This is a genomic window from Aeromonas sp. S18(2024) (assembly GCF_041402525.1).
Lineage (GTDB): Bacteria > Pseudomonadota > Gammaproteobacteria > Enterobacterales > Aeromonadaceae > Aeromonas > Aeromonas enteropelogenes.
In genome coordinates this window covers 318,770-345,072 of sequence record NZ_JBGLQV010000002.1, presented here as the reverse complement: position 1 = coordinate 345,072, position 26,303 = coordinate 318,770, and the positions used below count along the sequence as shown (strand labels likewise).

The window sequence follows — 26,303 nt, the reverse complement described above, 5'->3', positions numbered from 1 at the left end:
CACATTTACTTACCCGTTTTGCATCAATGAGCGATGGATCAACTCCTTATGCTGGAACAAGAGATAAGTCGACGTCGTCTGCTGCTGGGAGCCGGTTGTCTGCTGGGTGGCGCCCTGCTTCCCCTCCCGGCGCTGGCAAGCCGCAGCACGGCCGGGCGTGAACTGAGCTTTTTCAATCTCAACACCGGCGAGCGGGTGCGCGCCAGTTACTGGGAGAATGGCCATTACCTGAGCGACGGGCTGGCCGAGCTTAACCACATACTGCGGGATTACCGTCGCAACGAAGTGTTCAATATCGACAGGCGGTTATTCGATCAACTCTATCTGTTGCAGCAAAAACTGGGGCGGCGCAGCGAGATCCAGCTCATTTCCGGCTATCGTTCACCGGCCACCAATCGCCAGAAGCGCAGCAAGAGCCGTGGTGTGGCCAAGCAGAGCTATCACACCCTGGGGCAGGCGGTGGATGTGCGGATCCCCGGGGTGCAACTGGCCCACCTGCGCAAGGCCGCCCTCAATCTGGGGGTCGGCGGGGTCGGTTATTATCCCCATGACAATTTTGTCCATCTCGATACCGGCCCGGTTCGTAGCTGGTAAATGTATCAACAAGCTGACAAGATCGTCGCTCCAGTGAGGAGATAACGATGAAACAGATAATGATTGGCGCTCTGGTCGCCCTCTTGCTGACCGGTTGCAGCAAACTCAACCGCGATAATTACGACAAGTTGAAGATGGGCATGACGTACGCGCAGGCCAGTGAAATCCTTGGCAAGGCGGAGCGCTGTGACGATGCGCTGGGCACCACCAGCTGCGTCTGGGGCGGGGAAGGCAAGAACATCAAGATCCGCTTCATCGCTGACAAGGCGACCTTCTTCAGCTCGGAAGGGATCAACTGACACCTGAGTCTGTCATGACAAAAAAGCGCCCGAGGGCGCTTTTTTGTGTTCTGAATTTAAGCGGCTTTGCCAGAAGCTGGCGTAATCAGTGGGTTGCGTACTGGTAGTTGAAGGTGGGGAGTCCCCACTTGAAACGTACCGCCAGCAGGCGCAACACAAAACCGATACCGATAGACCCGAACGCCGCCCAGTCATTGGGCAGGCCCTGCTCCAGGGCAAAGCAGTAGAGGGCGGCTGTCACCAGCGAGATGGCGGCATAGAGTTCGCGACGAAACACCAGCGGAATGCGCTGGCAGAGCAGATCCCTGAGCACACCGCCAAACACCCCGGTCACCACCGCCATGATGCAGGCGATGCCGGCACCATGGCCCATATCCAGAGCCCTGGCTGCACCGAAGATGGAGAAGACCACCAGCCCCAGGGCATCCAGCGCCATGAACAGCTTGCCGAGGTAGCGCATCAGCGGTGCCGAGATAACTCCCGCCATGGCGGCGCCTGCCACCAACAGCACATATTCCGGATGCTCAACCCAGAGCAGGGGATAGTGGCCCAGCAGCACATCGCGGATGGTACCCCCTCCGATGGCCGTCGCAGACGCGATGATCACTACGCCAAACAGATCCATCCGCCGCCGACCCGCTGCCAGCGCGCCGGTCATCCCTTCGGCCACCAGGCCGAGCAAGAAGAGAGCATGTAACATGAGTTATCCCAGGGTGCGTTTCAGGCCTGCATCCTAGCAAGTCGCGCCATATGGGACAAGGAAAGCAATGTATTCATTAGTTTAATTCATGTGAAATGGGGCGAAAAAGAAAAAGGCACCCGAAGGTGCCTTGGTTGCATCAGGTTTGGGGATCAGCGGCCAAGCTGTTCCTGGCGGTAGTGATCAACCCACATGGCGGTCGCGCCACAGATGGCGACCGGCATTACGAACAGGTTCACCACCGGGATGGCGGAGAAGAGGGTGACCAGGGCACCGAAGCTCAGGCATTTGCCGCGGCGTTGCTTGAGGGCGTCACGCATGGTGATGAAATCGATCTTGTGGTTGTCGAACGGATAGTCGACGTACTGGATCGCCATCATCCAGGCGCTGAACAGGAACCAGAGCACGGGAGCCAGGGTCTGGCCGACCACGGGGATGAGGAACAGGATGAGACAACCGATCGCCTTGGGCAGGTAGTATTTGAGCTTGATCCACTCGCGACCGAAGGTACGTGGCACATCCTTGACGATATCCAGCATGCCGCTGTCATTCGGGGTCTCGCCGGTGAGGATCTGCTCCACCTTCTCTGCCAGCAAACCGTTGAAGGGGGCGGCTATCCAGTTCGCCACCGAGCTGAACACAAAGGAGAAGACCACCAGTATGGTCACCAGGGCGATGGGCCAGAGCAGATAGTCCAGCCAGTCGAGCCAGGCAGGGATCTGCTGGTGCAGCCAGGCGAACAGGCCGTCCAGCTGCAGCAGCAGGGCGTAGAAGGCGCCGGCAAACAGCACGAAGTTGACCAGCAGGGGGATCAGGACGAAGGTGCGGATACCGGGTTGGCGGATGAGAGAAAAGCCGCGCAGGAAGTAATCGGCGCCGCTGATTGAATCTTTTACCATACGGGGTGATTGGCTCATATGAGCTCCATCTGTTCATGGGAAAGTGCCTGCATATTACAAACAAGCCTTTGATTTGGTAAAGTCACCAGTCAATTCCTTTTCCGACTCGGTTCAGCCGGGCTCCGGATGTTGTTGCGGGGAAGCCGCCTGCCTGTGACAAACCAGGCTCCGGTTTGGATTTGGTAACGTCGGCTGCTCGCCCCCCTCTTTATTTTTTATTTGTGTAGGCCTCCATGCGTCTGAAGTTGATCAAACTCGCCGGTTTCAAGTCGTTTGTCGAACCGACCCGTATCGAGCTTGATGCCGACATGACCGCCGTGGTCGGGCCCAATGGCTGCGGCAAGTCCAATGTGATCGACGCGGTGCGCTGGGTGCTGGGAGAGAGCTCGGCCCGCCACCTGCGCGGCGAGAACATGACGGATGTCATCTTCAACGGCTCCATCAACCGCAGCCCCCATGGCCGCGCCTCGGTGGAGCTGGTATTCGACAACCCCCACAATCGGGTGCCCGGCGAATTTGGCCGCTTCACCGAGATTTCGGTACGCCGTGAAGTGTTGCGCGACGGCTCCAACCACTACCAGATCAACGGCCAGAAATGCCGCCGCAAGGATGTCACCGATCTCTTCCTCGGCACCGGCCTTGGGCCGCGCAGTTACGCCATCATAGAGCAAGGCACCGTCAGCCGGCTGGTGGAGTCTCGCCCTGCCGACCTCAAACTCTTTATGGAAGAGGCGGCCGGGGTCTCCCGCTACAAGGAGCGGCGCCGGGAAACCGAGCAGCGTATCCGCCACACCCAGGAAAACCTTGAACGCCTCGGCGATATTCGCGGCGATCTGGGATCCCGCCTTGAGCACTTGAAGTCCCAGGCCGAGACCGCCGAGCGTTACAAGCAGCTCAAGAGCCGCTCGCGCGCCGCCCGTGCCGAGCTGATTGGCTCCGAGCTGTGGGCGCTGGAGACCCGCCTTGGCGAGGCGAAAAGCGAGCTGGCCCAGGCCGAGCAGGCGCTGGCTGCGCTCGATGCCAAGCGCACTGCGGACGAGGGGCGCCACGTCACTCTGTCGGTGGCTCGCCAGGAGGCCCAGGCCGAGCAGGCGAGCCGCCAGCAGCAGCTCTTTCTCGGCGGCCAGGCCATCGCCCGTCTCGAGCAGCAGCAACTTCACCAGCACGAACTGGGCCGCGACTGGCAGGCCCGCCAGCAGACGCTGGGGGAGCGGATCGCCCAGCGCAAGGCCCAGCTCGCCAGCCAGCAGGAACAACTGACCGACGGGGTACTCAAAGCCGAACTTGAGGATGCCAGGCTGGAGCAGTGTGAGCAGTTGCTCACCGAGCAGCAGGAGGCGCGACTTATCGCCAGCGAACAGCTGGAGCAGGCTCGTCAGCGGCAACAACTGTGGCAACAGCAACTGGCGCAACTGCAGGGGCAGATCAACCAGACTCGCGCCCGGGTCGGAGGCCTGCAGGAGTTGCAAGCCAAGACCCGGCTGGCGCGACTCAAGCTGGAAGATGAGCGTGCCGGTCCCATCAAGGGGGACGATGAGACGCTGCAACCCCGTCTCGACGAGCTGGGCGCCGAGCTGGAGCTGACCCGGGCCGGATTGGGGGAGCTGACCGCACAATTGCAACAGGCGGTGGATGAACATGAGCGGCTCAGGCAGGAGCATGGCCAGCAGCAGGGCTTGCTGCGCGAACTCGAAGCCAGGCTGACCACCCTGGATCAGATCCTCGGGGAGCAGATGGAAGGGGACACCCTGGCAGACCGGTTGCAGGTAGCCCCCGAGTGGGCCCAGGCCCTGGACAAGGTGCTTGGCCGCTGGCTCACGGCCACCCCGTCCGATGAGTGCAATCTGGCACAAGAGGGGCTCTGGATTGGTCCAGCCCAGCCCGTGGTTCCCGGCACCCTGGCGGCGCAACTCGATGGCGACCATATTCCCGCCTTTCTCAACGCCATCTGGCTGGCCGATATGCGGGACGCAGCCCTGGCCCGCCAGCCAACGCTGTTGGCCGGTGAGTCGGTGCTGACTCCTGCCGGAGATTGGTTTGGTTCCAACTGGGCCGATCTGGGGCAGGGCAGCACCCTGGGCACCCTGGCGCTGCTCGGCGAGCGTGAGCGGTTGCATACCGAGCAAAGCACGGCCATGGCGCATCTGGCGCGGCTGGCCAAGCAGTTAACCGCGGCCGAGGCCGGACGAGCCCGGCTGTCGAGTGCGCAGGAGCTGTCGCAGCGAACCCTGCGCGAGCAGGAGCAAAAGTGGCAGCAACTGCGGGAAGCCTGGAGCTTGCAACAGGGGCAACGGCAGGAGCGAATGCAGCGGCTCGGCCAGCTGGGTGAAGAGCTTGCCCGGCTTGACCAGGAGCAGGCCGACGAGGTGCAGCGGCTGGAGCTTGCCTGCCAGCAACTGGCGCAGGAGGAGGCGCAGCTTGCCGAGTTGCAGGAGCAGGGCGAGCCGCTGACCCAAGGGCTGCAGGCCGCCCAGGAGCGGGTCAGCCAATGCGAGCGAATGCTGGAAGAGGCGCGTGTGCGGCGCGAGCAGCAAGGGGTGGTCTGTCAGCGTCTGCTACTGGAGCAGCAGAATCTGCGTCAGCTGATCACTCTGGGGGAGGAGGAGCTGGCGCGGCTTGGGCTGGAGCTGGCCAGCCTGAAAGGGCCGGGTAGCGAAGGGGTGCCGGATCTCGCCCCCCTGCTCGCCGAGCAGCGCAATCTGGAGGCGCAGCAGCTGGCCTGTCATCAGCGGCTCGCGGAGCTGGAACGTCAACTGGCCGAGCTGGAACAGGCGCGCAGTGCCGATCACAAGCAGCTGGTGGCCTTGCAGGAGAAGCTGGCCCAGCTCAGGCTCGAGCGCGAGCGCAACCTGACCCGCCGCCAGGGACTGCACGAACAGTTCGAGGAGCTGGGCGTGCGGCTGGTGGATCTCGATCAGGCTGTGTTGATTGCCGCCGATCGCGGCAAGCTGCGCCAGGAGATCCAGACCCTGGAGGCGCAAGTGGAAGCGCTCGGCGCCATCAACCTGGCGGCGCTGGAGGAGTATGAGGAGGCGAAAACCCGCGCAACCTACCTCGAAAACCAGTGTCAGGATCTTGAGCAGGCCCTCGAAACCTTGAGCCAAGCCATTAAAAGAATTGATAAAGAGACACAAATACGGTTCCGGGACACTTTCGATAAGGTCAACGAAGATTTAAAATCCCTGTTTCCAAAAGTGTTCGGGGGAGGCAGTGCCTGGCTTGAACTGACCTCGGATGATCTTTTGGAGGCCGGAGTGAGCATCATGGCGAGACCTCCGGGTAAGAAGAATGCTACCATTGCCCTGCTTTCCGGGGGGGAGAAGGCGCTAACCGCCCTTGCGCTGGTTTTTGCCATCTTCAGACTCAATCCAGCACCTTTTTGTCTGCTGGATGAGGTGGATGCACCGCTCGATGAAGTGAACGTCGGTCGCTTCTGTTCTCTTGTCAAAGAGATGTCGAGCACAGTACAGTTCGTTTACATCAGTCATAATAAGGTCTCCATGGAGATGGCTGAGCAGCTGGTTGGCGTCACGATGCAAGAGCCCGGAGTTTCGCGCATTGTGTCGGTCGATATCGGTGAAGCCGTCGCTTTGGCTGAGCAAAACTAGAAAGAGAAGCAGCTAATGCAGGAATTGCGTTACATCTTGGTTGCCCTGGGCGGTATTGCCATCGCGGCATTGCTCATTCACGGGTTGTGGAGCAACAGAAAAAATCGTCAGGCACCGATCAAGGAAAAACCGCTTGGCCGGATGGACTCCAAATCGCGGGATCGTGATGACGATGCCTTCGACAGCGATGGCATAGGTCAGGTTCGTGTAGTCAGTGGTGGCCGTCGTGCCGAGCCCAAGCTCCACCGCGAAGAGCGTCAGCCCGAATTGAGCCGTCGTCCTGCCGCCCCTGCCTTCGATGAAGATGAAGAAGACGATCTGCCGCCCCCCGTCGTGCGCAAGCCTGCCGCCCGTCCGGTTCCGCCCCCTCCGGTTTACGAGGAAGAGGAAGCCTTCGACGAGCCGCTGCCAGAGCCGCTGGAGGAGGTGCCTGCCGCCCCCGTGCGCAAGCCTGCCCAGGTCAATCGCCGTACTCCGGTTTACCGTTCCCGTCCCCAGCGTGAACCCGTGATGCCGGTGGCCGACGATGAACCGCTGGTCGAGCCCGCTTACGCCACCGCACCGACCTTCGGTGCCCGCGAACCGGCTCATGCCCCCGAATACCAGGCCCAGCCCCGTCATGTGGCCCCCGAGCCCGTGCATGAGGAGCCGGCCTATGAAGCGCCCGTGGCCGAAGAGCCGCGTCTCGCCCCGCAGCCGGTTGAGAAAATCTGGCAGGATGTTTATGTCATCAACCTGATGGGTCGTCCGGGTCACGATCTGCAAGGGGCAACCCTGCTCTCCTCCCTGATGACGCTGGGCTTCAAGTTTGGCGAGATGGACATCTTCCACCGCCACGAAGATCCCAATGGCAAGGGCGAGGTGCTCTTCTCCATGATCAACATGGTCAAGCCGGGCACCTTCAATCCGTACCGGATGGAGCAGTTCTCCACCCCGGGTGTGTCGCTCTTCATGCAGCTGCCCCTGCGCAGCAACGCTGCCTTCGCCTTCGAAGACATGCTGCAGGCCGCCGATCAGCTGGCAAGCGATCTGGATGCCATGCTGACCGACATGGAGCGCAGCCCCCTGAGCGACGAGACCATTGCCCGTTACCGCCAGGAACTGGCGGCCTACGAGGCCAGTCGCGACTAAGACGCCACGGGCTCTGAGCAATAAAAAGTGCGGTACCTGGGTGCCGCATTTTTATTTGTCCCCTGGCAGGTTTTACCCATCACACTTCGAGACTTTTTCATGAGCGATATCCTCTCCCGCCACCGTCAACTGTGTGAGCTGCTGACCGAATATGGGCATCAGTACTATGTGCTGGACAACCCCACAGTCCCGGACGCCGAATACGATCGCCTGATGCGCGAGCTGCTTGAGCTGGAAGCGGCCCATCCCGAACTGAAAACTCCGGCATCCCCGAGCGTGCGGGTAGGGGGTCAGCCGCTGTCTGCGTTCAAGCAGGTGCGCCACGAGATCCCCATGCTGAGCCTGGACAACGTGTTCAGCAGTGAAGAGCTGCAGGCGTTCGAGCAGCGCATGAGCGATCGCCTCAAGCGCGAGGTTTGCTTCACCTTCTGCTGCGAGCCCAAGCTGGACGGTCTGGCGGTGAGTCTGCTCTATGTGGATGGCCAGCTGGTGCAGGCCGCCACCCGGGGGGATGGCACCACCGGTGAGGAGATCACCGAAAACGTGCGCACCATCAAGGCCATTCCGCTCACCCTGCGAGGCACGGGCTGGCCGGCAAGGCTGGAGGTGCGCGGCGAAGTCTTTATGCCCAAGGCCGGTTTCGAGGCGATGAATGCCAAGGCGCTGGCTGCGGGCGAGAAGGTGTTCGTCAACCCGCGCAACGCCGCCGCCGGCAGCCTGCGCCAGCTCGATTCGCGCATCACCGCCGCCCGTCCGCTGGCCTTTTATGCCTACGGTGTCGGGGTCGGTGGCGACGAGCTGGGGGAGTCCCACTTCGGCCGCCTCAATCAGCTGAAAGCCTGGGGGTTGCCGCTCAGTCCCGAGGTGAAACTCAAAGAAGGGGCGGCCGGTTGTCAGGCCTTCCACGACGACATCCTGGCCCGCCGTGGCGAGCTCCCTTACGAGATTGATGGCGTGGTCTACAAGGTCGATAACATCGCCCTGCAGCAGGAGCTGGGCTTTGTGGCCCGTGCCCCGCGCTGGGCCACCGCCCACAAATTCCCGGCGCAGGAGGAGATGACGCTGCTCGAGAACGTCGAATTCCAGGTCGGTCGCACCGGCGCCGTGACCCCGGTGGCCAAGCTCAAACCGGTTTTTGTCGGCGGCGTCACCGTCTCCAACGCTACCTTGCACAATGCCGACGAGATCGAGCGGCTCGGCGTCATGGTCGGCGATACCGTGATCGTGCGCCGGGCGGGGGACGTGATCCCGCAGATTGTCGCCGTGGTGGAGGCGCAGCGCCCGGCGGATGCCCGCGCAATCCTGTTCCCGACCCAGTGCCCGGTGTGCGGCTCCGCGGTGGAGCGGCTGGAAGGGGAGGCGGTGGCCCGTTGCTCCGGCGGCCTGTTCTGCGAGGCCCAGCGCAAGGAGGCGATCAAGCACTTTGCCGCCCGCCGCGCCATGGACGTGGACGGCCTTGGCGACAAGATTGTCGAGCAGCTGGTGGACAAGGGGCTGGTGAAGACTCCGGCCGATCTGTTTGCCCTCAACGCCATCCAGCTGGCCGGGCTCGAGCGGATGGGGCAAAAGTCTGCCCTCAATCTGGTGGCCGCCATCGACAAGGCGCGCAGCACCACGCTACCGCGTTTCCTGTTTGCCCTCGGCATCCGCGAGGTGGGGGAGGCGACGGCGCTGAACCTGGCCAACCACTTCCTGACTCTGGATGCATTGCGCGCCGCCTCGGTCGAGCAGCTGCTCGAGGTGGCGGACGTGGGGGACGTGGTGGCCAAGCATGTCTACTACTTCCTGCGCCAGCCCCACAACGTGGAAGTGCTGGAGGCCCTGCTGGCGGCCGGCATCCACTGGCCCGAGATCGAGAAGAAAGAAGCCGCGGAGCAGCCTTTTGCCGGCAAGACCTTCGTGCTGACCGGCACCCTCACTACCCTGTCGCGCAATGATGCCAAGGCGGCGCTGCAAGCGCTTGGCGCCAAGGTGGCGGGGTCGGTATCGGCCAAGACGGACGTGCTGGTCGCCGGTGAAGCGGCGGGCTCCAAACTGGCCAAGGCTCAGGAACTCGGCATCACCATCTGGACCGAAGAGGAGCTGCAGGCGGCGCTGCAGGGCTGACCATTGGGTACGTCGTTCCATCATGAAAACCCGGCCATCAGGCCGGGTTTTCATTTTTGGGGCTTAGTCACGCCATTGGACCTTGCTTTGCCATCTTTCTGGCAGGGTCAGGCCCCAGCGGGCCAGTTCATACTTGCTGAAGACATACTCCCCGCGCAGTGCGGCCCTGGGGGATAACCGTCGGGGGAAGGTACCGGCCAGTATGGTGTTGATCAGTTCGGCGGCCTTGATCCCCTGCTCGTGGCCATCCAGCACCAGACCGCCGATGCTCTTGCCCTTGCCCACCGAAAATTCCCAGAAACTGAACAGGGGGACCGGGCTGTGAGCACTGGCCCAGGCCAGCGCAGTCTGCTCGTTGACATGCTTGCCGTTTTTATCCGCCAGGGTGTGGTAGAGGCCGATAAAGATGGCCTGGTAACCATTTTTCCTGGCATCAAGAATTGCTTTCTGCCAACTGGCGTAGTCCCCTATCTGCTGACTGTCGATCAGGGTACGGCCGATGCGCAGGCTGGTCTGCTGCTTGAATTCGTACTCGATGGCGGTGCGTGCCACATGACTGGCATCAAACAGCACCAGGGCTTTGCCAAGGCCGCCCATCAGCTGGCTCATCTCGCTGATGCTGCGCTTGAGCAGGGGGCGCTCCAGCACCCCGGTGATCTTGACGTGACCGACCAGTCCGTTGTTGCGGGGGTTCTCGTTCATCCCGAGAAAGACCACAGGGGTGCCGAAGGACGCGATATCGTTGGCCAGATACTGGATGGCGATGTCGTCTCCCAATACCACCAGATCCGGTTTGACCTTGTGGTAGTAGGTGAGGGCCCTGTCGGCTACCTCGTCGTAATTACTGGCGGGGTGGCGTTTGGTATCCATGTAGAAGTGGCTGAAGGTGTGATCACCCTTGAGGCCTTCACGTAGCCCCTCGTTGTAGCTCTGATCCCATGAATAGCCGGCGTGATAACTGCTGATCACCAGAATATGGGCTGCCCACAGGGGAAGCGGCAGGGTGCAAAGCAGAACCAGCATCAGGGATTTGAGCATGCAGTTTCCCGTTTTTTGTATGTGGTGTGTGTCTTGCCAGTATGCGGGGGCAGGGGGCGGGTTGTCATGTGTCGCATGCTGGCGCAGGCATCAAATTTTCTGATGAGGCCGGATCGGACGCCAGCCCGCATCCCCATTGAGAAGAGGTCTGTTTGGCGCTCTTTTTGGCTGGTTGTGATCTGTCCCGCCAATGGCAAAACCTGTTCTGGATCAATAAATGATGGTCGGCTTTCGGGCCTAATAGACCCCACATATAGGTCTGCATTCGATTTTAATCCCTATATGTTGTGTTATTAAGCTGTGTATAAGCTGTTCCCTTTCTATCTTCAGCCCTGGCTTGTCAAGCCTCGGCTGAATTTGTTTGCGTCCAGGACGAGATGCGGGGAGGGGAGCTCAACAAGGGTGAGCCATCGGCACAGTGCCTGGCCTTTTAACGGGGAAAATCCATGAAACCGGTTGTGATCAAACGTGACGGATGTCGCGCACCATTCAATGCCCAACTGATCGGCGAAGCGGTCAGTCGAGCGGCGGAAGCGGTCAATCAGGCCAATCCTGCCCTGGCGGAGCGCATTGCCAATGCGGTCAGCCAGGAACTGGAGGGGCGTGGTGAAGTTGATATCCACGAGATCCAGAACCGAGTCGAAAACCATCTGATGGCTTCCGACGACAAGGCCATTGCCCGTGCCTATATCGAATATCGTCACGATCGGGATCTGGCCCGCGAGGCCCGCGGCCGTCTGGCCCAGGAGATCCGCGGCCTGGTGGAGCAGACCAACGCGGCCCTGCTCAACGAGAACGCCAACAAGGATTCCAAGGTGATCCCGACCCAGCGCGACCTGCTGGCGGGCATCGTCGCCAAGCACTACGCCACCAGCCACATGCTGCCCCGTGATGTGGTTCAGGCGCACGAGAGCGGCGATCTGCACTTCCACGATCTCGACTACTCTCCCTTCTTCCCCATGTTCAACTGCATGTTGATCGACCTGAAGGGGATGCTGACCCACGGCTTCAAGATGGGCAACGCCGAGATCGATACCCCCAAATCCATCAGCACTGCCACCGCGGTGACCGCCCAGATCATCGCCCAGGTAGCGAGCCACATCTATGGTGGCACTACCATCAACCGCATCGATGAAGTGCTGGCGCCCTATGTGACCATCAGCTGGGAGAAGAATCGCCAGGTGGCCGAGGAGTGGGGCATTGCGGACGCCGAGGGCTACGCCATGGCCCGCACCGAGAAGGAGTGCTACGACGCCTTCCAGTCCCTCGAATACGAGGTGAACACCCTGCATACCGCCAATGGCCAGACCCCGTTCGTCACCTTCGGCTTTGGCCTGGGCGAGAGCTGGGAGTCGCGGATGATCCAGCGCGCCATCCTGCAAAACCGCATCGCCGGCCTCGGTAAAAACAAGAAGACCGCCGTCTTCCCGAAACTGGTGTTTGCCATCAAGGATGGTCTCAACCACAAGCAGGGCGATCCCAACTACGACATCAAGCAGTTGGCGCTGGAGTGCGCCTCCAAGCGCATGTACCCGGATATCCTCAATTACGACCAGGTGGTCAAGGTGACCGGCTCCTTCAAGACTCCCATGGGCTGCCGCTCCTTCCTCGGTGCCTACGAGGAGAATGGCGAGCTCATTCATGAGGGGCGCAACAACCTGGGGGTAGTGAGCCTCAACCTGCCGCGCATCGCCCTCAAATCCCGCGATGAGGCGGACTTCTGGGACAAGCTGGATGCCGCCCTGCGGGTCGCCAAGAAGGCGCTCATGTACCGCATCAAGCGTCTGGACGGCGTCAAGGCGCGGGTTGCGCCCATCCTCTATATGGAAGGGGCTTGCGGGGTGCGTCTCAAGGCGGACGACAACGTCAGCGAGATCTTCAAGAATGGTCGCGCCTCCATCTCGCTCGGCTATATCGGGATCCACGAGACCATCAACGCCCTGTTTGGCGACAAGGTGCACCTGTTCGACAATGGTGAGTTGCAACAGAAGGCCATCGCCATCGTCGAGCGCCTCAAGGCGGCCACCGACGAGTGGAAGGAGGAGACCGGATACGGTTTCAGCCTCTACTCCACCCCGAGCGAGAACCTCTGCTCCCGCTTCTGCCGCATTGATGCCAAGGAGTTTGGCGTGGTGCCGGGTGTGACCGACAAGGGTTACTACACCAACAGCTTCCACCTCGACGTGGAGAAGCAGGTGAACCCCTATGACAAGCTGGACTTCGAGGCGCCCTATCCGCCCATCGCCAGCGGCGGTTTCATCTGCTACGGCGAGTACCCCAATATCCAGCACAACCTGGAAGCGCTCGAGAACGTCTGGGACTACAGCTATGACAAGGTGCCCTACTACGGCACCAACACTCCCATCGACGAGTGCTACGAGTGCGGCTTCACCGGCGAGTTCGAGTGCACCTCCAAGGGCTTCACCTGCCCGCGCTGCGGCAACCACGACCCGGCCAAGGTGTCGGTGACCCGCCGTGTCTGCGGCTACCTCGGCAGCCCGGATGCGCGCCCCTTCAACGCGGGCAAGCAGGAAGAGGTCAAGCGCCGCGTCAAGCATATGTAAGCGCAATCGTGATGAAGAGCTGGCCCCTGACTCAAGGGGCTATTTTCATTGGGCGGCGACAGGTTTCTGTCGTTGCCTGAGCGAGGCAGGAGAGAAGCGATGCACTACCACCAGTACTACCCGGTCGACGTGATCAACGGCCCCGGCACCCGAGCCACCCTGTTTGTCTCGGGTTGTGAACACCAGTGCCCCGGCTGCTACAACCAGAGCACCTGGCGCCTCGATGGTGGCCACCCGTTTGATCAGACCATGAGCGATCGCATCATTGCGGATCTCAACGATACCCGCATCAAGCGGCGGGGTCTGTCGCTCTCCGGCGGTGATCCGCTCCATCCGGCCAACGTGCCCCACGTGCTGGCGCTGGTGAAGCGGGTGCGTGCCGAGTGCCCCGGCAAGGACATCTGGTGCTGGACCGGCTATCTGCTTGGTGAGCTCTCCGATGCCCAGCGCGAGCTGGTTTGCTTGCTGGACGTGCTGGTGGATGGCAAGTTCGAAAAGGGGCTGGCGGACCCCGGTCTGCTCTGGCGCGGCAGCAGCAATCAGCAGATCCACGATCTCAACGCCTGGCGGGAAGGGGGTGAGCGCATTCCCTGTCTGGTTTGCAGTTGAGGCCAATGCTGTTTATGGTTAGGCCACCCAAGTATCGTGACAATCTTTGATGAGGCATTGCGAGATGAACAATCTGCTCAAGATCCTGCTGGCCATTTTCCTGCCCCCTGTGTGCGCCTTTATCCAGGTCGGCTTCAGCCTGCATTTCTTAATCAACATAGTGCTGACCCTGCTCGGCGGCTTGCCCGGCATGGTTCACGCGCTCTGGCTGGTGGTGAGCGACAAGCGTGCCTGACCATCTTCCCTCGTCATCCCGCTCAATTGTTGAAAAAGAAGGGCCAACCTCACGGGTTGGCCCTTTTGTACATGTTCAGCCGACAGCTTTTTCGTTAGGATTCATCACTGACCAAATGGAGAAGCCCGATGGCTTGCAGGCCCGGCAGAGAGAACAAGGAGCGTGGTATGAAGTGGAAGATGGCAATCTGGTCAGGGGTGATGCTGGCACTGCTGCAAGGGTGCCTGTCCCGCGAGGTGGCAGTGGTCGACCGTGAGCCTGTCGCTGTGACGCTGGAACAGTTGCCGAACTACTGGATACAGCAGAACCAGCGCTCATGGTTTGCCAGCGATGAAGAAGCGCTGCCCACCAAACCGGTCAAGGGCTATGTGGACGTGCGTTATGTGATTGATGAGGATGGCAGGCCGACCAAACCCGAGGTGGTGGCGGCCGAGCCGCCCGGCGAGCTGGAGCAGAGCGCCCTGGCGACTCTCTCGCGGATCCGCTACAGCCCGGCAGAGGACAATCCGGACGCCATTCCGGTGCAGGTGACCAACCGTTTCAACATCGAGGTCAATTGACCCGAGCGCGATGACATCAGACCCCGGCCGTGCCGGGGTCTCTCTTATTGCTGTTTGCACTCCCGATAGGCGATCTGCCACTCCCCTTGCGGATCCCTAAGCTCGACAAAACCTTCTTCCCCCTTGTTCCACCAGACAGCCTGGAACTCGTCGCTATAGCGGGCCCCCGACGCGGAGACGGCTTGGGGCAGGGTGTAATCCTTGCCATCCGGCAGTGCCAGTTTGATAAAGTCGAGGCTCTGATCGGAGAGGGTGAAATAGCGTACCTGTACTTTTTGCCCCTGCTCGCACAGGTAGTTGATTGGCTCGCCACCGGTGGCGACCAGAGTGTCATTCTGGGCACAGCCGGTGAGCAGGACAAACGCCAAAGCCGAGGTGGTGAAAAGGGAAATGTGGCGCATGATGTGGACTCCTTTGCTATCTAACGCCGTGAGCCTAACAGGTTGGGCAGGATCTGCAATTGTCCGTTTTTGGGATGTGTCGGCAGCTGTCCATAGCGCTTCTGCCGCCACGCCATAGAGCTTGGCCATAAAAAAACGCCCCGGCAGGCTGCGGGGCGAAAAGCGGATCATCCTTGAAGCACCATGAAAAGTCAGTAGCCGAAGCGGGTCGCCTCGAAGCGGTTGAGCAGGCGATGGATGAGGTAGCAGGCGAGCAGGGTGGCGACGATGGCAAACAGTATGCTGCTCACCCGGTAGAGAGCGCTGAACACCAGATCGTTGCCCGGGGTCAGGTACTGGCCAAACAGGATCCCCAGGGTGGTGAGGGCGCCGAAACCGACACCGGAACCGCTCGCCTCCTTCACATGGGCATGGCTGAACAGCATGGCGCCGAGCCAGAGCAGGGGCGCGACCAGGATCAGCTGCCCGGACCAGTCATAGAGCAGCAGCTGGCCGATGAGGCCAAAGCTCACCCCGAGCAGGGTGCCCATGGCCCGCTTGCGGGCATAACTCAGGGCGCCATTCCAGTGCATGGGAAACAGCAGCAGCAGGGTGGTGGCCTGGGCCGACATGGAGTCGCGCAGATCGAAGGCCTGGAACACCAGGAAGGAGAGGGTGGCGATGCTGGCTCCCAGCAGCGCCTCGTGGCGCATCCGGTGCGGAGCCTTGGGGGCAGCCGCCGGCGTCGGCCGTAGCTCCACATCCGGGAGCAGGGCCGTCATCAGGTAGGCGATCAGCACCGACAGCACACTGGCCCACAGGTTGTTGAGGATCAGATCGTTAAGATCGGTCTGTGGGTAGCTGGCAAAGTGCAGCATGATGCTCAGACTCAGCACTCCATTGGCACCGAACAGGAACAGGCTACCCCGGGACATGGCGGCAAAGCGATAGAGAAACAGCAAGAAGACCAGGAGGGTCATCAGCGCCGGGTGGCTGCCAAATAGTCCCCCAAGCAGGCCCACCTCCACCCCGCAGACGATGGCGGAGGCGATCAGCTGGCGTGCCGCATGACCATTCATCACCGGCACCATGCCCAGCAGCAGGACGGGCGTCACCGTGTAGAAGACGCCATAGTTCCAGCCGAAGATCTTGCAGAGCAAGAACCCCGTGGTGCAGCCAAAGGCGATGCGCAGGCATTGGCGCAACTCGTTGCCGGTCAGGGGCCTGTGCCACAGAGTCATGGTCGTCACCTTAATAGATGTAGTGCAGCAGGCTGAGCAGATGGATCTGGGCGCGAGCCAGCATGGCGGTCAGGCCGTTGTCCGGCAGCAACTGCACGGTAGCGCGGGCGCCGGCCGGCAGATGGCTGGGCAGCTGCTCCAGGGTCAGGTGCAGGCGCAGGCGTTGGGCATCCCGCACCCAGCGATCCGACTCCACCGGGGCCGCCAGGGTGCCATTGGCATCGAACTGGCCGGCGCTCACCCCGGCGTCCAGGCTGCTGACCCGGGCCGGGTAGAGTTCGCCTGGATTGCCGTCGAAGGCGACCAGTGCCCGGGTCTCATCCCCCACATGGCGCAGGCTTTTCTCGCGAAAATCGGCGATCACGTCCACCTGATCCGCCACCAGCGCCAGCAGCGGACCGCCCGCCGTCGCCATGCTGCCCGGTTTGAGTTGCAGGTTGGTGATGATGCCATCCTGATCGGCATGAACCCGGCTGTAGGCCAGCGCCAGTTCGGCCTGGGCCAGCTTGTTGCGCGCCTGGCGCAGCAGCAGGTTGTCCTCACCGCTGGCACCGCGGCTGGCCCTGATCTCGTCCCGTTTGGCCTTGCTGGCCGCCAGGTTGGCCCGGGCGTTGCGCAGGGCGCTGTCCGCTTCGTCTTTTTGTTGCAGTGACACCATGTGGCGCTGGTAGAGGGAACCGATCCGCGCCGCTTCCCGTTCCTTCTGGCTGGCAAGGGCCTCCTTGGCTTTGATATCCGCATCGGCGGCGGCCAGGGCGGCATCCAGCTCGCTGTTTTGTTGCTCGGCCTGATCCAGGGCGAGCCGGGCCTGTTCCACCGCGAGTTCAAAGGGCACGGGATCCAGGGTAAAGAGCAGATCCCCTTTCTTGACATGCTGGTTGTTGTGGACGGCCACTTCCACCACCTTGCCGCTGACCTGGGGGGCCAGCTTGGTGACGACCCGGGTCGCCATGGCCTGGGGGGTGAGGGGCATCAGCAGATCGGCTACCAGAAAGTAGGCAAAGAGAATGACGAAGCCGGCCATGGACCATTTGATCCAGCGGGCAAATTGTTGATCCGGGGTCATTTTACTCTCCTGCTTCAGGGTGTTTCTGGTGGTCGGCCAGTTGCTCGTGGTGCCACTCGATCCTGCCGAGGGCATTGGCCGAGATACGCTGCACTATGGCTTCAAACTGGCGCAGGCTCTGTTCATCTATGCCGACCAGCAGCTCCTGGCGAACGCGCATGATGCGACCGGCAATCTGGTCGAGCAGAGCCTGGCCCTCGGCGGTGACGCAGACGATGCGAGCCCGTTTGTCCTGGCTGCAGCAGTGGCGCTTGATCAGCCCCTGTTCCTCCAGCTGGCCCAGGGTGCGCATCAGGGAGGGCAGTTCGATCTCGAGGGCGTCGGCCAGGGTTTTCTGGCTCACTTCTCCCCCCATGCGGGAGAGTTTCCACAAGGCGGTCCAGCGAGGATGAGTGAGGCCCAGGGGCGCGAGCTCCAGATCGGCGGCGGTGCGCCAAAGCCGGTGCATGCGGGCTATCTGTTCGGCGAGGGAGAGCTCGCGCAACCTTTCCAAATCCTTCACGTCGATCACCTCAGTTTACTTAGCTTGCTAAGCATTATATTTATTTAGCAGGCTAAGTAAATAGTGTGATGTAGATCATCTTTTTGCGCAGGGTGGCAGGTGAGCCTTGGGTGGGATCGATAGAGTCTTTTTTTGCGATGATACGGACAGAGGAAAATAGTGACTCATTATTTTCAGCGTATTTTCATGTCTATCGTGCAGCTTGTTTTTTATTCGCTAATATTATTCAGGTCTGGATCAGGGAGGCATTTTGCGATGGAAAAATATGAGATGGATGGGGGATATCTGGTACTGGATCGCCTGTTAAGCGATGCAGAAAATGCATCTGAATTTCATGCGGGAGCGGGTTGGGAGAGTAGCGAAATATGTCATGAATTTGACCCTGCCAATATTCCTGTGTTGCTGGCGGAATAACTGGAGCATCTATATCTACTCGAATGAATAAACCGGTATGCAGGTATTGGCCGGTTTGTTCCGGCTCTCTCACTCCCTCATTTTCCCATCACCTTTTCCGCGCTCTGCCGACGGGAGCGCTGGCTCCCTGTATGGCGATACGGCCTGGATGACTGTCTGTTGCTGACGAGAAGAATCTGGGGTCGCCATACTCTTCTGTATTATTGTTGGCCTGGCGTCCTGATTGGCGCTGGCAGTTGATCCGGTTTCTCACAGGTGAATGCTGCATGGAGCAATAGTGTGAGAGGCTGGCCGCCGGATTGCCATGCCCCGGTGTCGGTAAAGCATGTCGGGATGGGAGCCGTGGTGTTTAAGTTTTTAATGTTTTTATATGTTTTTGTCGCTTGGGTAAATGACGAAAGGGATGACACGCAATAGAGTGCAGGATGAAACACACGCAGTATTACAATAAACGGCGACCCCGCCCGGGGTCGCCAATAATATCCGCCCGGTGATGTTACTGTGCCGTACGGGTGATACTGCCATCATAGAGCCGCACGCGTCGAAACGCCGGTATCCATGATTGACCCTGCCTCCCGGCATCCGCACTATTGGGTGGCGTTCTGACGTTGTAAGGTTTTTGCATGAAACTTCGCCACCAACTGGTGACCCTCTCCCTCGGTTTATCCCTGCTGCTGATCCTCATTCTGGGCTCGCTGCTCGCCCTCTTCATCCGTCATCTGCTGGAGAGCAATCTGGAGGACAAAGGGGGCGATCTGGCCCGCATCATGTCTGCCGACAGCCGGGTGGTCGCCGCCCTGCAACGCGGTGAGGATCCCGCCCTGCGCGACTATGTGGAAGGGATTTGCCGGCGCACCGATGCCACCTACATGGTAGTGACCGACGAACATGGCCGGCGTCTGAGTCATCCTAGAGCCGAGCTGATCGGCCAGCAATTTCGCGGCGAGGATATCTGGCCTGCCCTGCAGGAGCGGCGCAGCTACTGTTCCCGTGACGAGGGGACCCTGGGGCTGGCGATCCGCTGCTTCTCTCCGGTGATCGGGGCCGATGGCCGCCCCATGGGGGCGGTCGTGGTGGGTTACCTGATGACGGCGGTGGAGGGTATTTATCTGCAGCGCATCTCGCTGCTGGTCTGCGCCATCGCCGCCGTATTCGGTTGCGCGCTGGTGCTGGCATTCTGGATGCAGCAGCGGCTGCGCAAGACCCTGCTCGATCTGGAGCCCGAGGCGATCGTGCGCCGCTTCACCCTGCAGGATCTGCTGCTCGAATACATCACCGAAGGGGTGATAGCGCTCGATGACAACGGCAACATCAGCATGATCAACAGCACCGCCTGCTACCAGTTGCGCCTGCCCGGCACGGGTCGCCATGCTCTCCTGGGGCAGTCGCTGGCCGAACTGGTGCCATCGCTGGCCCCTTGCCTGACCCAGGAGGGTGGCGAGCTCAGCTTCGCCATCCAGGGGGAGCCCTTTGTCGGGCGCTGGCAGGTGGTCAATGGCCGGGCACCGTGGCGGCTGTTCATCTTCAGTCGTCCCGAAGTGGCGGCGAGTCTCGGGGTGCAGGTGACCCACCTGCGCCAGTATGCCGAGATGCTGCGGATGCAGAGCCACGAGTTTGCCAACAAGCTGAGCAGCCTCTCCGGTCTGCTCCAGCTTGGCCACGTGGATCAGGCGGTGGAGCTTATCCAGCAGGAGAATGAAGCCTGCCAGACCATGCTGCAGGAGCTGTTGCGGCTCATCGACAACAAGCCGGTGGCCGGTCTCATCCTCGGCAAGTTCAGCCGTGCCAGGGAGCTTGGGGTGACGCTCGAGCTCGACCCCGATTCGTCGCTCGGGGAGTACTCCGCCTCGGTCTCGGCGGATCTCATTACTCTCATCGGCAACCTGCTGGACAACGGCCTGCAGGCCGCCTGGCGCAACCGCCAGCAGTGCCCCCCCAGGGTGCTCTTGTCGCTGTGCGATGTGGGGCGCCGGTTGGTGATCGAGGTGGAAGACAGTGGCGAAGGGGTTGACGAGGAGCTGGCCGATCATCTGTTCGATTACGGCGCGACTCGCCAGAGCGGTGATCACGGGGTGGGCCTGTTCCTGGTCAAGGAGACGGTGGGGCGACATCAGGGTGTGATAGAATGGCGGCGAACTGCCGAACGGACCACATTGTTTGGCATCTATTTGAATAAAAACCAGTTAATGTGAGCCATGGACCCAATAATCACGCTTGTTATTGAAGATGACGATCGGATCGGCGCCATCCTGTCGGAGCTGGTGGCGGCGACCCCGGGGTTTTCCCTGCTGGGGCGGGCCGGCACCCTGGCCCAGGCCGACGAGATGATGGCCGGGGTGGTGCCGCAACTGCTGCTGGTGGATATCTCCCTGCCCGATGGCTCGGGTCTTGAATGGGTGAACCGCCTGCGCAGTCACAACCGTGAAGTCTATGTCATCATGGTGACCGCCTCCCGCGAGGTGGAGACCATACAGCAAGCGCTCAATCTCGGGGTGCATGACTACATCATCAAGCCGCTGCGGCTGTTTCGCATCCAGCAGAGCCTGGACGAGATCCTGCAACTGCATCGCAAGCTGTGTGAGCGGGGGCGGCTGGAGCAGGAAGATCTCGACAAGCTGCTGGGCAAGGGGCGACCCCAGGCCAGAGAGATGCGCATCACCCCCAAGGGGATCGACAGCATCACCCTGCGTCAGGTGCTCGAGTTGCTGGCGGGGGAGCCGGACAGCGTTTTCTCCACCGATACTGTGGCGCTGCGCCTCTCCCTGAGTCGCACCACGGCGCGCCGCTATCTGGAATATCTGGAGTCGGAAGACAGAGTGGATGTGGAGCTCAACTATGGCCAGCGGGGCCGGCCGGAGCGTCGCTATCGCTGGCGCCGGGAGAGCTGATCTGCCAGCTCGCCACGCATACACAAACGAATATTCAGACAAAAGGGAGCCGAGGCTCCCTTTTTGCTGTTTGTGATCCCGTGTCCTTGCTAAGGGAGCGTCGTTTTCATGCCTCCTGGGCAAGGGCGGGGCGGGCTCTTGGCTTGCGCTGGGCGAGCATAACGCCCCCCAGGATGAGGCTGCCTCCCAGCAGGTGATAGCCGTGGATGGGCTCTCCCAGGGTGATGACGGCGATCAGCGCCGTGCACAGTGGCATCAGGTTCATGAAGACCGAGGTGCGCTCCGCCCCCAGGCTGGCGAGGCCGCGCATCCAGCAGTAGGCGGCGAAGATGGAGGAGGCGAGCCCGGCAAACAGCACCATGCCCCAGCCCTCCCGGGGCACCGCCAGCGACTCGGCGCTGAGGGCGACCGGGACCAGCAGCAGGACCGCCAGCAGGATCTGCAGGTAGAGGTTGAGCCAGGGGCCAAACGGCAGTTGCCAGCGGCGGATCAAGAGGCCATAGAGCGCATAGCTGGCGGCCCCCAGCAGCATCATGCCATCCCCCGGGTTGATGCCGGTGTGCAGCAGCGCCAGCGGCCGGCCTTGACCGAGCAGCCAGAGCACCCCGAACAGGGAGAGGCTCATTCCCAGCAATGCTTGCTTGCCGGGGCGCTGGCCGAAGAAGAGCGCACCCTGCAGCAGGGTCAGCAGGGGCAGCAGGGAGCCGATGACCCCCATGTTGGTGGCCGAGGTCGAGTGGGCGGCGTAGTAGGCGAGGCACTGGTAGAGCACCATGCCGAGCAGGGAGAGCACCAGCAGCTTGCCGAACCAGGGGCGGATCTCGCTGCGCCGGCGCCACAATGCGGGCAGGCAGAAGGGGCTCAGGGCCAGGGCGGCGATCACCCAGCGGTAAAACGAGATGGCGGCGGGATCCACCACGCCGGCGGCGGCCTTGGAGACCACGGTATTGGCGGCCCAGATCAGGATGGCGAGCAGGGGGAAGAGAATAGGCATAGGCACTCCTTGAGTCGATGGCGAGAGTCTAGCCTTGTCTTGAACGATGCAAGTAGCGTAAATAAGACATCTCATAACCGGTTTGGGACATTCTCCATGGGTGACCTCACGATGGCCGAGCAGGATCGCCTGCTGGCCGCCCCCAATCCTCTCTACTTTCGCTATAGCCAGATCCAGGGAGGCAACGCCTGCGCCGAGCACGCCCACCCCTGGGGCCAGCTCAGCCTCATCAGCCTGGGGGTCATGGTGGTGGAGGTGGCGGGGCTGCGGCTGGTGGCGCCGCCCGACTACCTTATCTGGGTGCCGGCCAACCTGCCCCACAGCGCCTTCAACGAACAGACCCTGGACTACACCTCCATCTATGTGGGACACACCCTGGCAGAACGCCTGCCAAGGGAACCCGTGCTGCTGGCGCTGACCCCCCTGCTGCGGGCCCTGCTGGAGGACTTCACCCAGCGCCGGCTCGGTCATATGGAGGATGAGTGGGACCGGCGCCAGGGCGAGCTCTTCATCGAGAAGCTGGCCCGTACCCGCTGTCAGCCGAGCTATTTGCCCCAGAGCCGTGATCGCCTGCTCGCTCCCTTGTTGGCGGCGCTACAGGCCGCGCCGGAGGACAACCGAACCCTGGCCGAGTGGGCCAGTGTCTTGCACACTACGGAGCGCACTTTGGCGCGACGCTGCCAGAAGGAGCTCGGCATGAGCCTCGGCCAATGGCGTACCCGGCTGCGCATGGTGCGTGCCCTGTCCTGGCTGCGCGGTGAGATGCCGGTGCAGGAGATCGCCTGGCGGTTAGGTTACACCTCCACCTCGGCCTTTATCGCCATGTTCCAGCGCGAGCAGGGCTGTGCCCCCCAGCGCTATCGTCAGCAGCTGGGTCAGCCCGGGTGATCCCTGTGGCAGTTGGGAAGCGTTCGACGGAAAAAAGAGAGGGCGCCTTACAGGCGCCCTTTTTATCAGCGATGGCCGGTTTAGAAGAAGCCGAGCGGGTTGATGTCGTGGCTCACCAGCAGGTTCTTGGTGTTCTGGTAGTGGTCCAGCATCATCTTGTGGGTCTCGCGACCGATCCCTGACTTCTTGTAGCCGCCGAAGGCAGCGTGGGCCGGGTAGGCGTGGTAGCAGTTGACCCAGACCCGGCCGGCCTGGATGCCGCGCCCCATGCGCCAGGCCAGGTTGCTGTCGCGGGTCCACAGGCCCGCCCCCAGGCCGTACTGGGTGTCGTTAGCGATGGCCAGGGCATCCGCCTCGTCCTTGAAGGTGGTGACCCCGAGGGCCGGCCCGAAGATCTCCTCCTGGAACACCCGCATCTTGTTCTGGCCGTGGAAGATGGTGGGCTGGATGTAGAAGCCCCCTTCCAGCCCGTTCACCTTGGCCGCGCCGCCACCGATCAGCATTTTTGCCCCTTCGCCGCGGCCGATCTCCATGTAGCTCAGGATCTTGTCGAACTGCTCGCGGGATGCCTGAGCGCCCACCTGGGTATTGGTGTCGAGGGGGTTGCCCTGGACGATGGTGCGGGCGCGGGCCAGCACTCTGTCCATGAAGTCGTCATAGATGCTCTCCTGCACCAGGGCGCGGGAGGGGCAGGTGCACACCTCGCCCTGGTTGAAGAAGGTCATCAGCATGCCTTCCACCGCCTTGTCGATGTAGCTGCTCTCGTGCTGCATCACGTCGGCGAAGTAGATGTTGGGGGACTTGCCGCCCAGCTCCACGGTGGAGGGGATCAGCTTGTCGGCGGCGCAGCGCAGGATATGGGCGCCCACCTCGGTGGAGCCGGTGAAAGCGAGCTTCTGGATCCGGTTGCTGGTGGCCAGCGCCTGGCCCGCCTCGGCGCCGAAGCCGTTGACCACGTTGACCACGCCGGGGGGCAGTATGTCCTTGATGAGATCCATCATCAGCATGATGGTGACCGGGGTCTGCTCGGCGGGCTTGAGCACGCTGCAGCAGCCGGCCGCCAGCACGGGAGCCAGTTTCCAGGCGGCCATCAGCAGGGGGAAGTTCCACGGGATGATCTGGCCGACCACACCGATGGGCTCCTTGAAGTGGTAGCTGACGGTGTTCTGATCCAGCTCGGCGGCGGAGCCCTCCTGGGCGCGGATACAGCCGGCGAAGTAACGGAAGTGATCCACGACCAGCGGCAGGTCGGCGGCCAGGGTTTCGCGCACCGCCTTGCCGTTCTCCCAGGTCTCGGCGATGGCGAGCACTTCGATATTTTGCTCGATGCGATCGGCGATGCGCAGCAGCAGGTTGCTGCGTTCGGTGACGCTGGTCTTGCTCCAGCTGGCGAACGCCTTGTGAGCGGCGTCGAGCGCCAGCTCGATGTCGGCGGCGTCAGAGCGGGCCACCTCGCAGAACACGCGACCATCCACCGGCGAGATGTTTTCGAAGTAGCGGCCGGCGTGCGGCGCCACCCAGTCGCCACCGATGAAGTTGTCGTAACGGGATTTGAAGCTGACCAGGGCACCTGCCTGACCGGGAGCGGTATAAATCATCTCATCATCCTTATGTGTGTGGTCCTGACCGGCCCGATAAAGGGGCTGGTTGCCACGGATATCGCAAAGGGCGTGCCAGAGGGTCTGACCAGCGCCTCAAAAGTTACAAAAACGTTATCAAACGGGATGTGGCAGCGTATCTTGGTTAACCAGTGACCCCGGCTGTGACCATGAAACTGTGCCATTTCTGGACAGTGGTCGTGACAGTCGTGCCATTTGTGAACAGGAGGCGTGATGAGCGAATTTCCCCAATCCGGCCCTATCCAGCGCTCCTGGCAGCGCTGCCTGCATCAGGGGCTGAGCCGCCAGCAGAGCGCCGAGCTGGATCTGTTGCCAAGAGGAGAGCTCACGGCGAGATTGGAAGGGCACAGGGAGCTGATCGCCTGCTTTGAGCGTTTCGTGCTGCCGCTGTTTGGCCAACTGCTGGCGGGGCGTCCTTGCCGCCTGTTGCTGTGCGACGCAGAAGGGGCGATTCTGGCCGCCAGCGGTGACGACGGCTTCGCCCGCCACGCCGAGCGGGTCTTTTTGCGCAGCGGTGCCCGCTGGGGGGAGGGGAGCAAGGGCACCAACGCCATCGGCACGGCGCTCGCCGAGCAGAGCGAGGTACAGGTGCTCGGTGCCCAGCACTTTTTCGCCCAGCACAGTTTTCTCAGCTGTAGCGCCTGCCCGCTGCTCGGGCCCGACGGCAGACTGCTCGGGGTGCTCGATATCTCCACCGAGGCGGCCCACCACGGCGGCGATATGCTGGGAACGGTTCGGCTGTTGGCTATGGCGCTGGAAAACGCGCTGCTGGCGCGCCAGCCGGGCTGGCTGGTGGATCTCGATCCCCAGAGTCTCTGGTCCGCCCGCCTGCTGTTGGGGGAGGGGGGCGAGCTGCTCGGTGCCAACCGGGCCGGCCGGCTCTGGCTTGGCCAACACTCCTTCGATGGCAAGCAACTGCTGCGCGAGGGACGCGGCCTGCGGCTGGTGCCCGAGCCGGTCGAAGGGCCCTCGTCGCTTCCGCTATTGGGGAGCGGGCGGGAATCCTTGCCAGAACCTTCACAGGTACCGCTTAAGATGCTGGAGCGCGGCATCTCCCTGCTTATCGAAGGGGAGACCGGCAGTGGCAAGGAGCATCTGGTGCGAGCGCTGCATCGTCAGTCGAGCCGCCAGGATAAACCCCTGGTGTGCGTCAACTGCGGCGCCCTGCCGGCGGATCTGGTGGAGGCAGAGCTGTTCGGCTATGTCGGCGGGGCCTTTAGCGGTGCCCGCAGCCAGGGCAGCCAGGGCTATCTGCGCGCCGCCCACGGCGGCATCCTGATGCTGGACGAAATTGGCGAGCTGCCGCTCTCGGCTCAGACCCGGCTGCTGCGGGTATTGCAAGAGCGCGCCGTCACCCCGGTGGGCAGCCACAGACCTGAGGCGGTGGATTTCTGGCTGGTCAGCGCCAGCCATCGGGATCTGGCGGCCATGGTGGCGGCCGGCAGCTTTCGCGAAGATCTCTATTACCGCATCTGCGGCTGGCGCCAGCAATTGGCGCCGCTGCGAGATTGGCCGGCCCACGAGCGGCGGGCACTGATCCTGCGGTTGCTGACCGAGATGGATCCGGCGCTGCAGCTGACCCGGGAGGCGGAGCAGCAACTGCTGGCTCATCCCTTGCCCGGCAACGTGCGCCAGCTCAAACAGGCACTCGAAGTAGCTTGCGTGCTGGCGGAAGGGCAAGAGTGGGTTGAAGCCTCCCACCTGCATCTGCCTGCGGTCGTTGCTGCGCCCGCGCTGATACCTGTTCCGCCATCCACTTCAGTGACTGCGGGCATCACCAGCTTGCGCGAGCAGAGCCGGTACCAGATACAGCAAACTCTGGTGGATTGTGGTGGCAACGTGAGCGAGGCGGCGCGCCGGCTCGGCATCAGCCGCACCACTCTATATCGGGCGCTGAAGGCATGTAACTGATGGAATTTTAAGTATTTTCAATTAATTGCATGCTTGTTCCCGCCATCCTTTGTATCA

General features: G+C 61.9%; 23 protein-coding genes. 14 read left to right on the top strand and 9 right to left on the bottom strand.

All coding sequences use genetic code 11. The features are described from left to right. The first annotated feature begins 48 nt into the window (after window positions 1–48). Complete coding sequence (locus ACB034_RS04765; protein WP_042027856.1) at window positions 49–594, top strand: DUF882 domain-containing protein; 546 nt, start codon at window positions 49–51, stop codon at window positions 592–594. A gap of 47 nt (window positions 595–641) precedes the next feature. After that, the gene (locus tag ACB034_RS04760) at window positions 642–893 is read left to right on the top strand and encodes a lipoprotein (RefSeq protein ID WP_026458071.1); all 252 of its coding nucleotides are present in this window, start codon (window positions 642–644) and stop codon (window positions 891–893) included. An 85-nt stretch (window positions 894–978) separates the two neighbouring features. On the opposite strand, the gene ACB034_RS04755 is transcribed toward ACB034_RS04760, so the two are convergent. Both ACB034_RS04755 and cysZ read right to left on the bottom strand, forming a co-directional pair. Next, window positions 979–1,593 carry a trimeric intracellular cation channel family protein gene (locus tag ACB034_RS04755; RefSeq protein WP_042027855.1) on the bottom strand — a complete coding sequence of 205 codons (615 nt, stop codon included), beginning with the start codon at window positions 1,591–1,593 and terminating at the stop codon, window positions 979–981. Window positions 1,594–1,745: 152 nt separating this feature from the next. Next, entirely contained in the window at window positions 1,746–2,510 is a 765-nt protein-coding gene (gene cysZ / locus ACB034_RS04750; RefSeq protein ID WP_026458070.1) for a sulfate transporter CysZ, read from the bottom strand. Window positions 2,511–2,725: 215 nt separating this feature from the next. Between cysZ and ACB034_RS04745 the strand changes: the two genes are divergently transcribed. The 3 genes from ACB034_RS04745 (at window position 2,726) to ligA (ending at window position 9,337) form a co-directional block, all read left to right on the top strand. After that, complete coding sequence (locus ACB034_RS04745; protein ID WP_371172226.1) at window positions 2,726–6,100, top strand: AAA family ATPase; 3,375 nt, start codon at window positions 2,726–2,728, stop codon at window positions 6,098–6,100. A gap of 15 nt (window positions 6,101–6,115) precedes the next feature. Beyond that, entirely contained in the window at window positions 6,116–7,231 is a 1,116-nt protein-coding gene (zipA, locus tag ACB034_RS04740; RefSeq protein WP_371172225.1) for a cell division protein ZipA, read from the top strand. A 99-nt stretch (window positions 7,232–7,330) separates the two neighbouring features. Next, window positions 7,331–9,337 carry an NAD-dependent DNA ligase LigA gene (ligA, locus tag ACB034_RS04735; protein WP_371172224.1) on the top strand — a complete coding sequence of 669 codons (2,007 nt, stop codon included), beginning with the start codon at window positions 7,331–7,333 and terminating at the stop codon, window positions 9,335–9,337. Window positions 9,338–9,400: 63 nt separating this feature from the next. Here the strand turns inward: ligA and ACB034_RS04730 are convergent, their stop codons facing one another. Further along, window positions 9,401–10,375 (bottom strand): ABC transporter substrate-binding protein, encoded by a 975-nt coding sequence (locus tag ACB034_RS04730; protein ID WP_371172223.1) that lies wholly within the window; start codon window positions 10,373–10,375, stop codon window positions 9,401–9,403. Window positions 10,376–10,821: 446 nt separating this feature from the next. Here ACB034_RS04730 and nrdD point away from each other — a divergent pair, with 446 nt between their 5' ends. The 4 genes from nrdD to ACB034_RS04710 all read left to right on the top strand — a co-directional run bounded on the left by nrdD (window position 10,822) and on the right by ACB034_RS04710 (window position 14,343). Continuing rightward, window positions 10,822–12,939, top strand: coding sequence for an anaerobic ribonucleoside-triphosphate reductase (gene nrdD / locus ACB034_RS04725; RefSeq protein WP_042027843.1), 2,118 nt, complete (start codon window positions 10,822–10,824; stop codon window positions 12,937–12,939). Window positions 12,940–13,038: 99 nt separating this feature from the next. After that, on the top strand, window positions 13,039–13,548 hold the full coding sequence (gene nrdG, locus ACB034_RS04720) for an anaerobic ribonucleoside-triphosphate reductase-activating protein (RefSeq protein WP_225634319.1): 510 nt from the start codon (window positions 13,039–13,041) through the stop codon (window positions 13,546–13,548). Between the two features lie 64 nt (window positions 13,549–13,612). Further along, window positions 13,613–13,783, top strand: coding sequence for a YqaE/Pmp3 family membrane protein (locus ACB034_RS04715; protein WP_010673454.1), 171 nt, complete (start codon window positions 13,613–13,615; stop codon window positions 13,781–13,783). 167 nt (window positions 13,784–13,950) lie between these two features. Next, window positions 13,951–14,343, top strand: a complete 393-nt coding sequence (locus ACB034_RS04710) for an energy transducer TonB (RefSeq protein WP_026456627.1) — start codon at window positions 13,951–13,953, stop codon at window positions 14,341–14,343. Between the two features lie 44 nt (window positions 14,344–14,387). On the opposite strand, the gene ACB034_RS04705 is transcribed toward ACB034_RS04710, so the two are convergent. The 4 genes from ACB034_RS04705 to slyA form a co-directional block, all read right to left on the bottom strand. Continuing rightward, complete coding sequence (locus ACB034_RS04705; protein ID WP_201940840.1) at window positions 14,388–14,744, bottom strand: MliC family protein; 357 nt, start codon at window positions 14,742–14,744, stop codon at window positions 14,388–14,390. A gap of 191 nt (window positions 14,745–14,935) precedes the next feature. Further along, a complete protein-coding gene (locus tag ACB034_RS04700) occupies window positions 14,936–15,964 on the bottom strand; it encodes a DUF2955 domain-containing protein (protein ID WP_201940841.1) in 1,029 nt (342 codons plus the stop codon). 10 nt (window positions 15,965–15,974) lie between these two features. Further along, on the bottom strand, window positions 15,975–17,030 hold the full coding sequence (locus ACB034_RS04695; RefSeq protein ID WP_371172222.1) for an HlyD family secretion protein: 1,056 nt from the start codon (window positions 17,028–17,030) through the stop codon (window positions 15,975–15,977). Window position 17,031: 1 nt separating this feature from the next. Then, the gene (slyA, locus tag ACB034_RS04690) at window positions 17,032–17,532 is read right to left on the bottom strand and encodes a transcriptional regulator SlyA (protein ID WP_371172221.1); all 501 of its coding nucleotides are present in this window, start codon (window positions 17,530–17,532) and stop codon (window positions 17,032–17,034) included. Between the two features lie 255 nt (window positions 17,533–17,787). On the opposite strand from slyA, the gene ACB034_RS04685 reads away from it, so the two are divergent. From ACB034_RS04685 to ACB034_RS04675, 3 genes are all read left to right on the top strand, one after another. Continuing rightward, a complete protein-coding gene (locus ACB034_RS04685; RefSeq protein WP_223378661.1) occupies window positions 17,788–17,946 on the top strand; it encodes a hypothetical protein in 159 nt (52 codons plus the stop codon). Window positions 17,947–18,569: 623 nt separating this feature from the next. Then, window positions 18,570–20,138 (top strand): ATP-binding protein, encoded by a 1,569-nt coding sequence (locus ACB034_RS04680; RefSeq protein ID WP_371172220.1) that lies wholly within the window; start codon window positions 18,570–18,572, stop codon window positions 20,136–20,138. A 3-nt stretch (window positions 20,139–20,141) separates the two neighbouring features. After that, window positions 20,142–20,834, top strand: a complete 693-nt coding sequence (locus ACB034_RS04675; protein WP_371172219.1) for a response regulator — start codon at window positions 20,142–20,144, stop codon at window positions 20,832–20,834. Between the two features lie 106 nt (window positions 20,835–20,940). Here the strand turns inward: ACB034_RS04675 and ACB034_RS04670 are convergent, their stop codons facing one another. Then, window positions 20,941–21,828 (bottom strand): DMT family transporter, encoded by an 888-nt coding sequence (locus ACB034_RS04670; protein ID WP_371172218.1) that lies wholly within the window; start codon window positions 21,826–21,828, stop codon window positions 20,941–20,943. A 96-nt stretch (window positions 21,829–21,924) separates the two neighbouring features. Here ACB034_RS04670 and ACB034_RS04665 point away from each other — a divergent pair, with 96 nt between their 5' ends. Next, window positions 21,925–22,716 carry a helix-turn-helix transcriptional regulator gene (locus tag ACB034_RS04665; protein WP_042027826.1) on the top strand — a complete coding sequence of 264 codons (792 nt, stop codon included), beginning with the start codon at window positions 21,925–21,927 and terminating at the stop codon, window positions 22,714–22,716. A gap of 80 nt (window positions 22,717–22,796) precedes the next feature. Here the strand turns inward: ACB034_RS04665 and ACB034_RS04660 are convergent, their stop codons facing one another. Next, window positions 22,797–24,314 carry an aldehyde dehydrogenase family protein gene (locus ACB034_RS04660; RefSeq protein ID WP_371172217.1) on the bottom strand — a complete coding sequence of 506 codons (1,518 nt, stop codon included), beginning with the start codon at window positions 24,312–24,314 and terminating at the stop codon, window positions 22,797–22,799. Between the two features lie 234 nt (window positions 24,315–24,548). Between ACB034_RS04660 and ACB034_RS04655 the strand changes: the two genes are divergently transcribed. After that, a complete protein-coding gene (locus ACB034_RS04655; RefSeq protein WP_371172216.1) occupies window positions 24,549–26,246 on the top strand; it encodes a sigma-54-dependent Fis family transcriptional regulator in 1,698 nt (565 codons plus the stop codon). Window positions 26,247–26,303 lie beyond the last annotated feature (57 nt).

Excerpts from the sequence above, each read along its gene's own strand:
- ACB034_RS04765 (WP_042027856.1), top strand. The coding sequence starts at position 49 with ATGCTGGAACAAGAGATAAGTCGACGTCGTCTGCTGCTGGGAGCCGGT.
- ACB034_RS04760 (WP_026458071.1), top strand. The coding sequence starts at position 642 with ATGAAACAGATAATGATTGGCGCTCTGGTCGCCCTCTTGCTGACCGGT.
- ACB034_RS04755 (WP_042027855.1), bottom strand. The coding sequence starts at position 1,593 with ATGTTACATGCTCTCTTCTTGCTCGGCCTGGTGGCCGAAGGGATGACC.
- cysZ (WP_026458070.1), bottom strand. The coding sequence starts at position 2,510 with ATGAGCCAATCACCCCGTATGGTAAAAGATTCAATCAGCGGCGCCGAT.
- ACB034_RS04745 (WP_371172226.1), top strand. The coding sequence starts at position 2,726 with ATGCGTCTGAAGTTGATCAAACTCGCCGGTTTCAAGTCGTTTGTCGAA.
- zipA (WP_371172225.1), top strand. The coding sequence starts at position 6,116 with ATGCAGGAATTGCGTTACATCTTGGTTGCCCTGGGCGGTATTGCCATC.
- ligA (WP_371172224.1), top strand. The coding sequence starts at position 7,331 with ATGAGCGATATCCTCTCCCGCCACCGTCAACTGTGTGAGCTGCTGACC.
- ACB034_RS04730 (WP_371172223.1), bottom strand. The coding sequence starts at position 10,375 with ATGCTCAAATCCCTGATGCTGGTTCTGCTTTGCACCCTGCCGCTTCCC.
- nrdD (WP_042027843.1), top strand. The coding sequence starts at position 10,822 with ATGAAACCGGTTGTGATCAAACGTGACGGATGTCGCGCACCATTCAAT.
- nrdG (WP_225634319.1), top strand. The coding sequence starts at position 13,039 with ATGCACTACCACCAGTACTACCCGGTCGACGTGATCAACGGCCCCGGC.
- ACB034_RS04715 (WP_010673454.1), top strand. The coding sequence starts at position 13,613 with ATGAACAATCTGCTCAAGATCCTGCTGGCCATTTTCCTGCCCCCTGTG.
- ACB034_RS04710 (WP_026456627.1), top strand. The coding sequence starts at position 13,951 with ATGAAGTGGAAGATGGCAATCTGGTCAGGGGTGATGCTGGCACTGCTG.
- ACB034_RS04705 (WP_201940840.1), bottom strand. The coding sequence starts at position 14,744 with ATGCGCCACATTTCCCTTTTCACCACCTCGGCTTTGGCGTTTGTCCTG.
- ACB034_RS04700 (WP_201940841.1), bottom strand. The coding sequence starts at position 15,964 with ATGACTCTGTGGCACAGGCCCCTGACCGGCAACGAGTTGCGCCAATGC.
- ACB034_RS04695 (WP_371172222.1), bottom strand. The coding sequence starts at position 17,030 with ATGACCCCGGATCAACAATTTGCCCGCTGGATCAAATGGTCCATGGCC.
- ACB034_RS04685 (WP_223378661.1), top strand. The coding sequence starts at position 17,788 with ATGGAAAAATATGAGATGGATGGGGGATATCTGGTACTGGATCGCCTG.
- ACB034_RS04680 (WP_371172220.1), top strand. The coding sequence starts at position 18,570 with ATGAAACTTCGCCACCAACTGGTGACCCTCTCCCTCGGTTTATCCCTG.
- ACB034_RS04675 (WP_371172219.1), top strand. The coding sequence starts at position 20,142 with ATGGACCCAATAATCACGCTTGTTATTGAAGATGACGATCGGATCGGC.
- ACB034_RS04670 (WP_371172218.1), bottom strand. The coding sequence starts at position 21,828 with ATGCCTATTCTCTTCCCCCTGCTCGCCATCCTGATCTGGGCCGCCAAT.
- ACB034_RS04665 (WP_042027826.1), top strand. The coding sequence starts at position 21,925 with ATGGGTGACCTCACGATGGCCGAGCAGGATCGCCTGCTGGCCGCCCCC.
- ACB034_RS04660 (WP_371172217.1), bottom strand. The coding sequence starts at position 24,314 with ATGATTTATACCGCTCCCGGTCAGGCAGGTGCCCTGGTCAGCTTCAAA.
- ACB034_RS04655 (WP_371172216.1), top strand. The coding sequence starts at position 24,549 with ATGAGCGAATTTCCCCAATCCGGCCCTATCCAGCGCTCCTGGCAGCGC.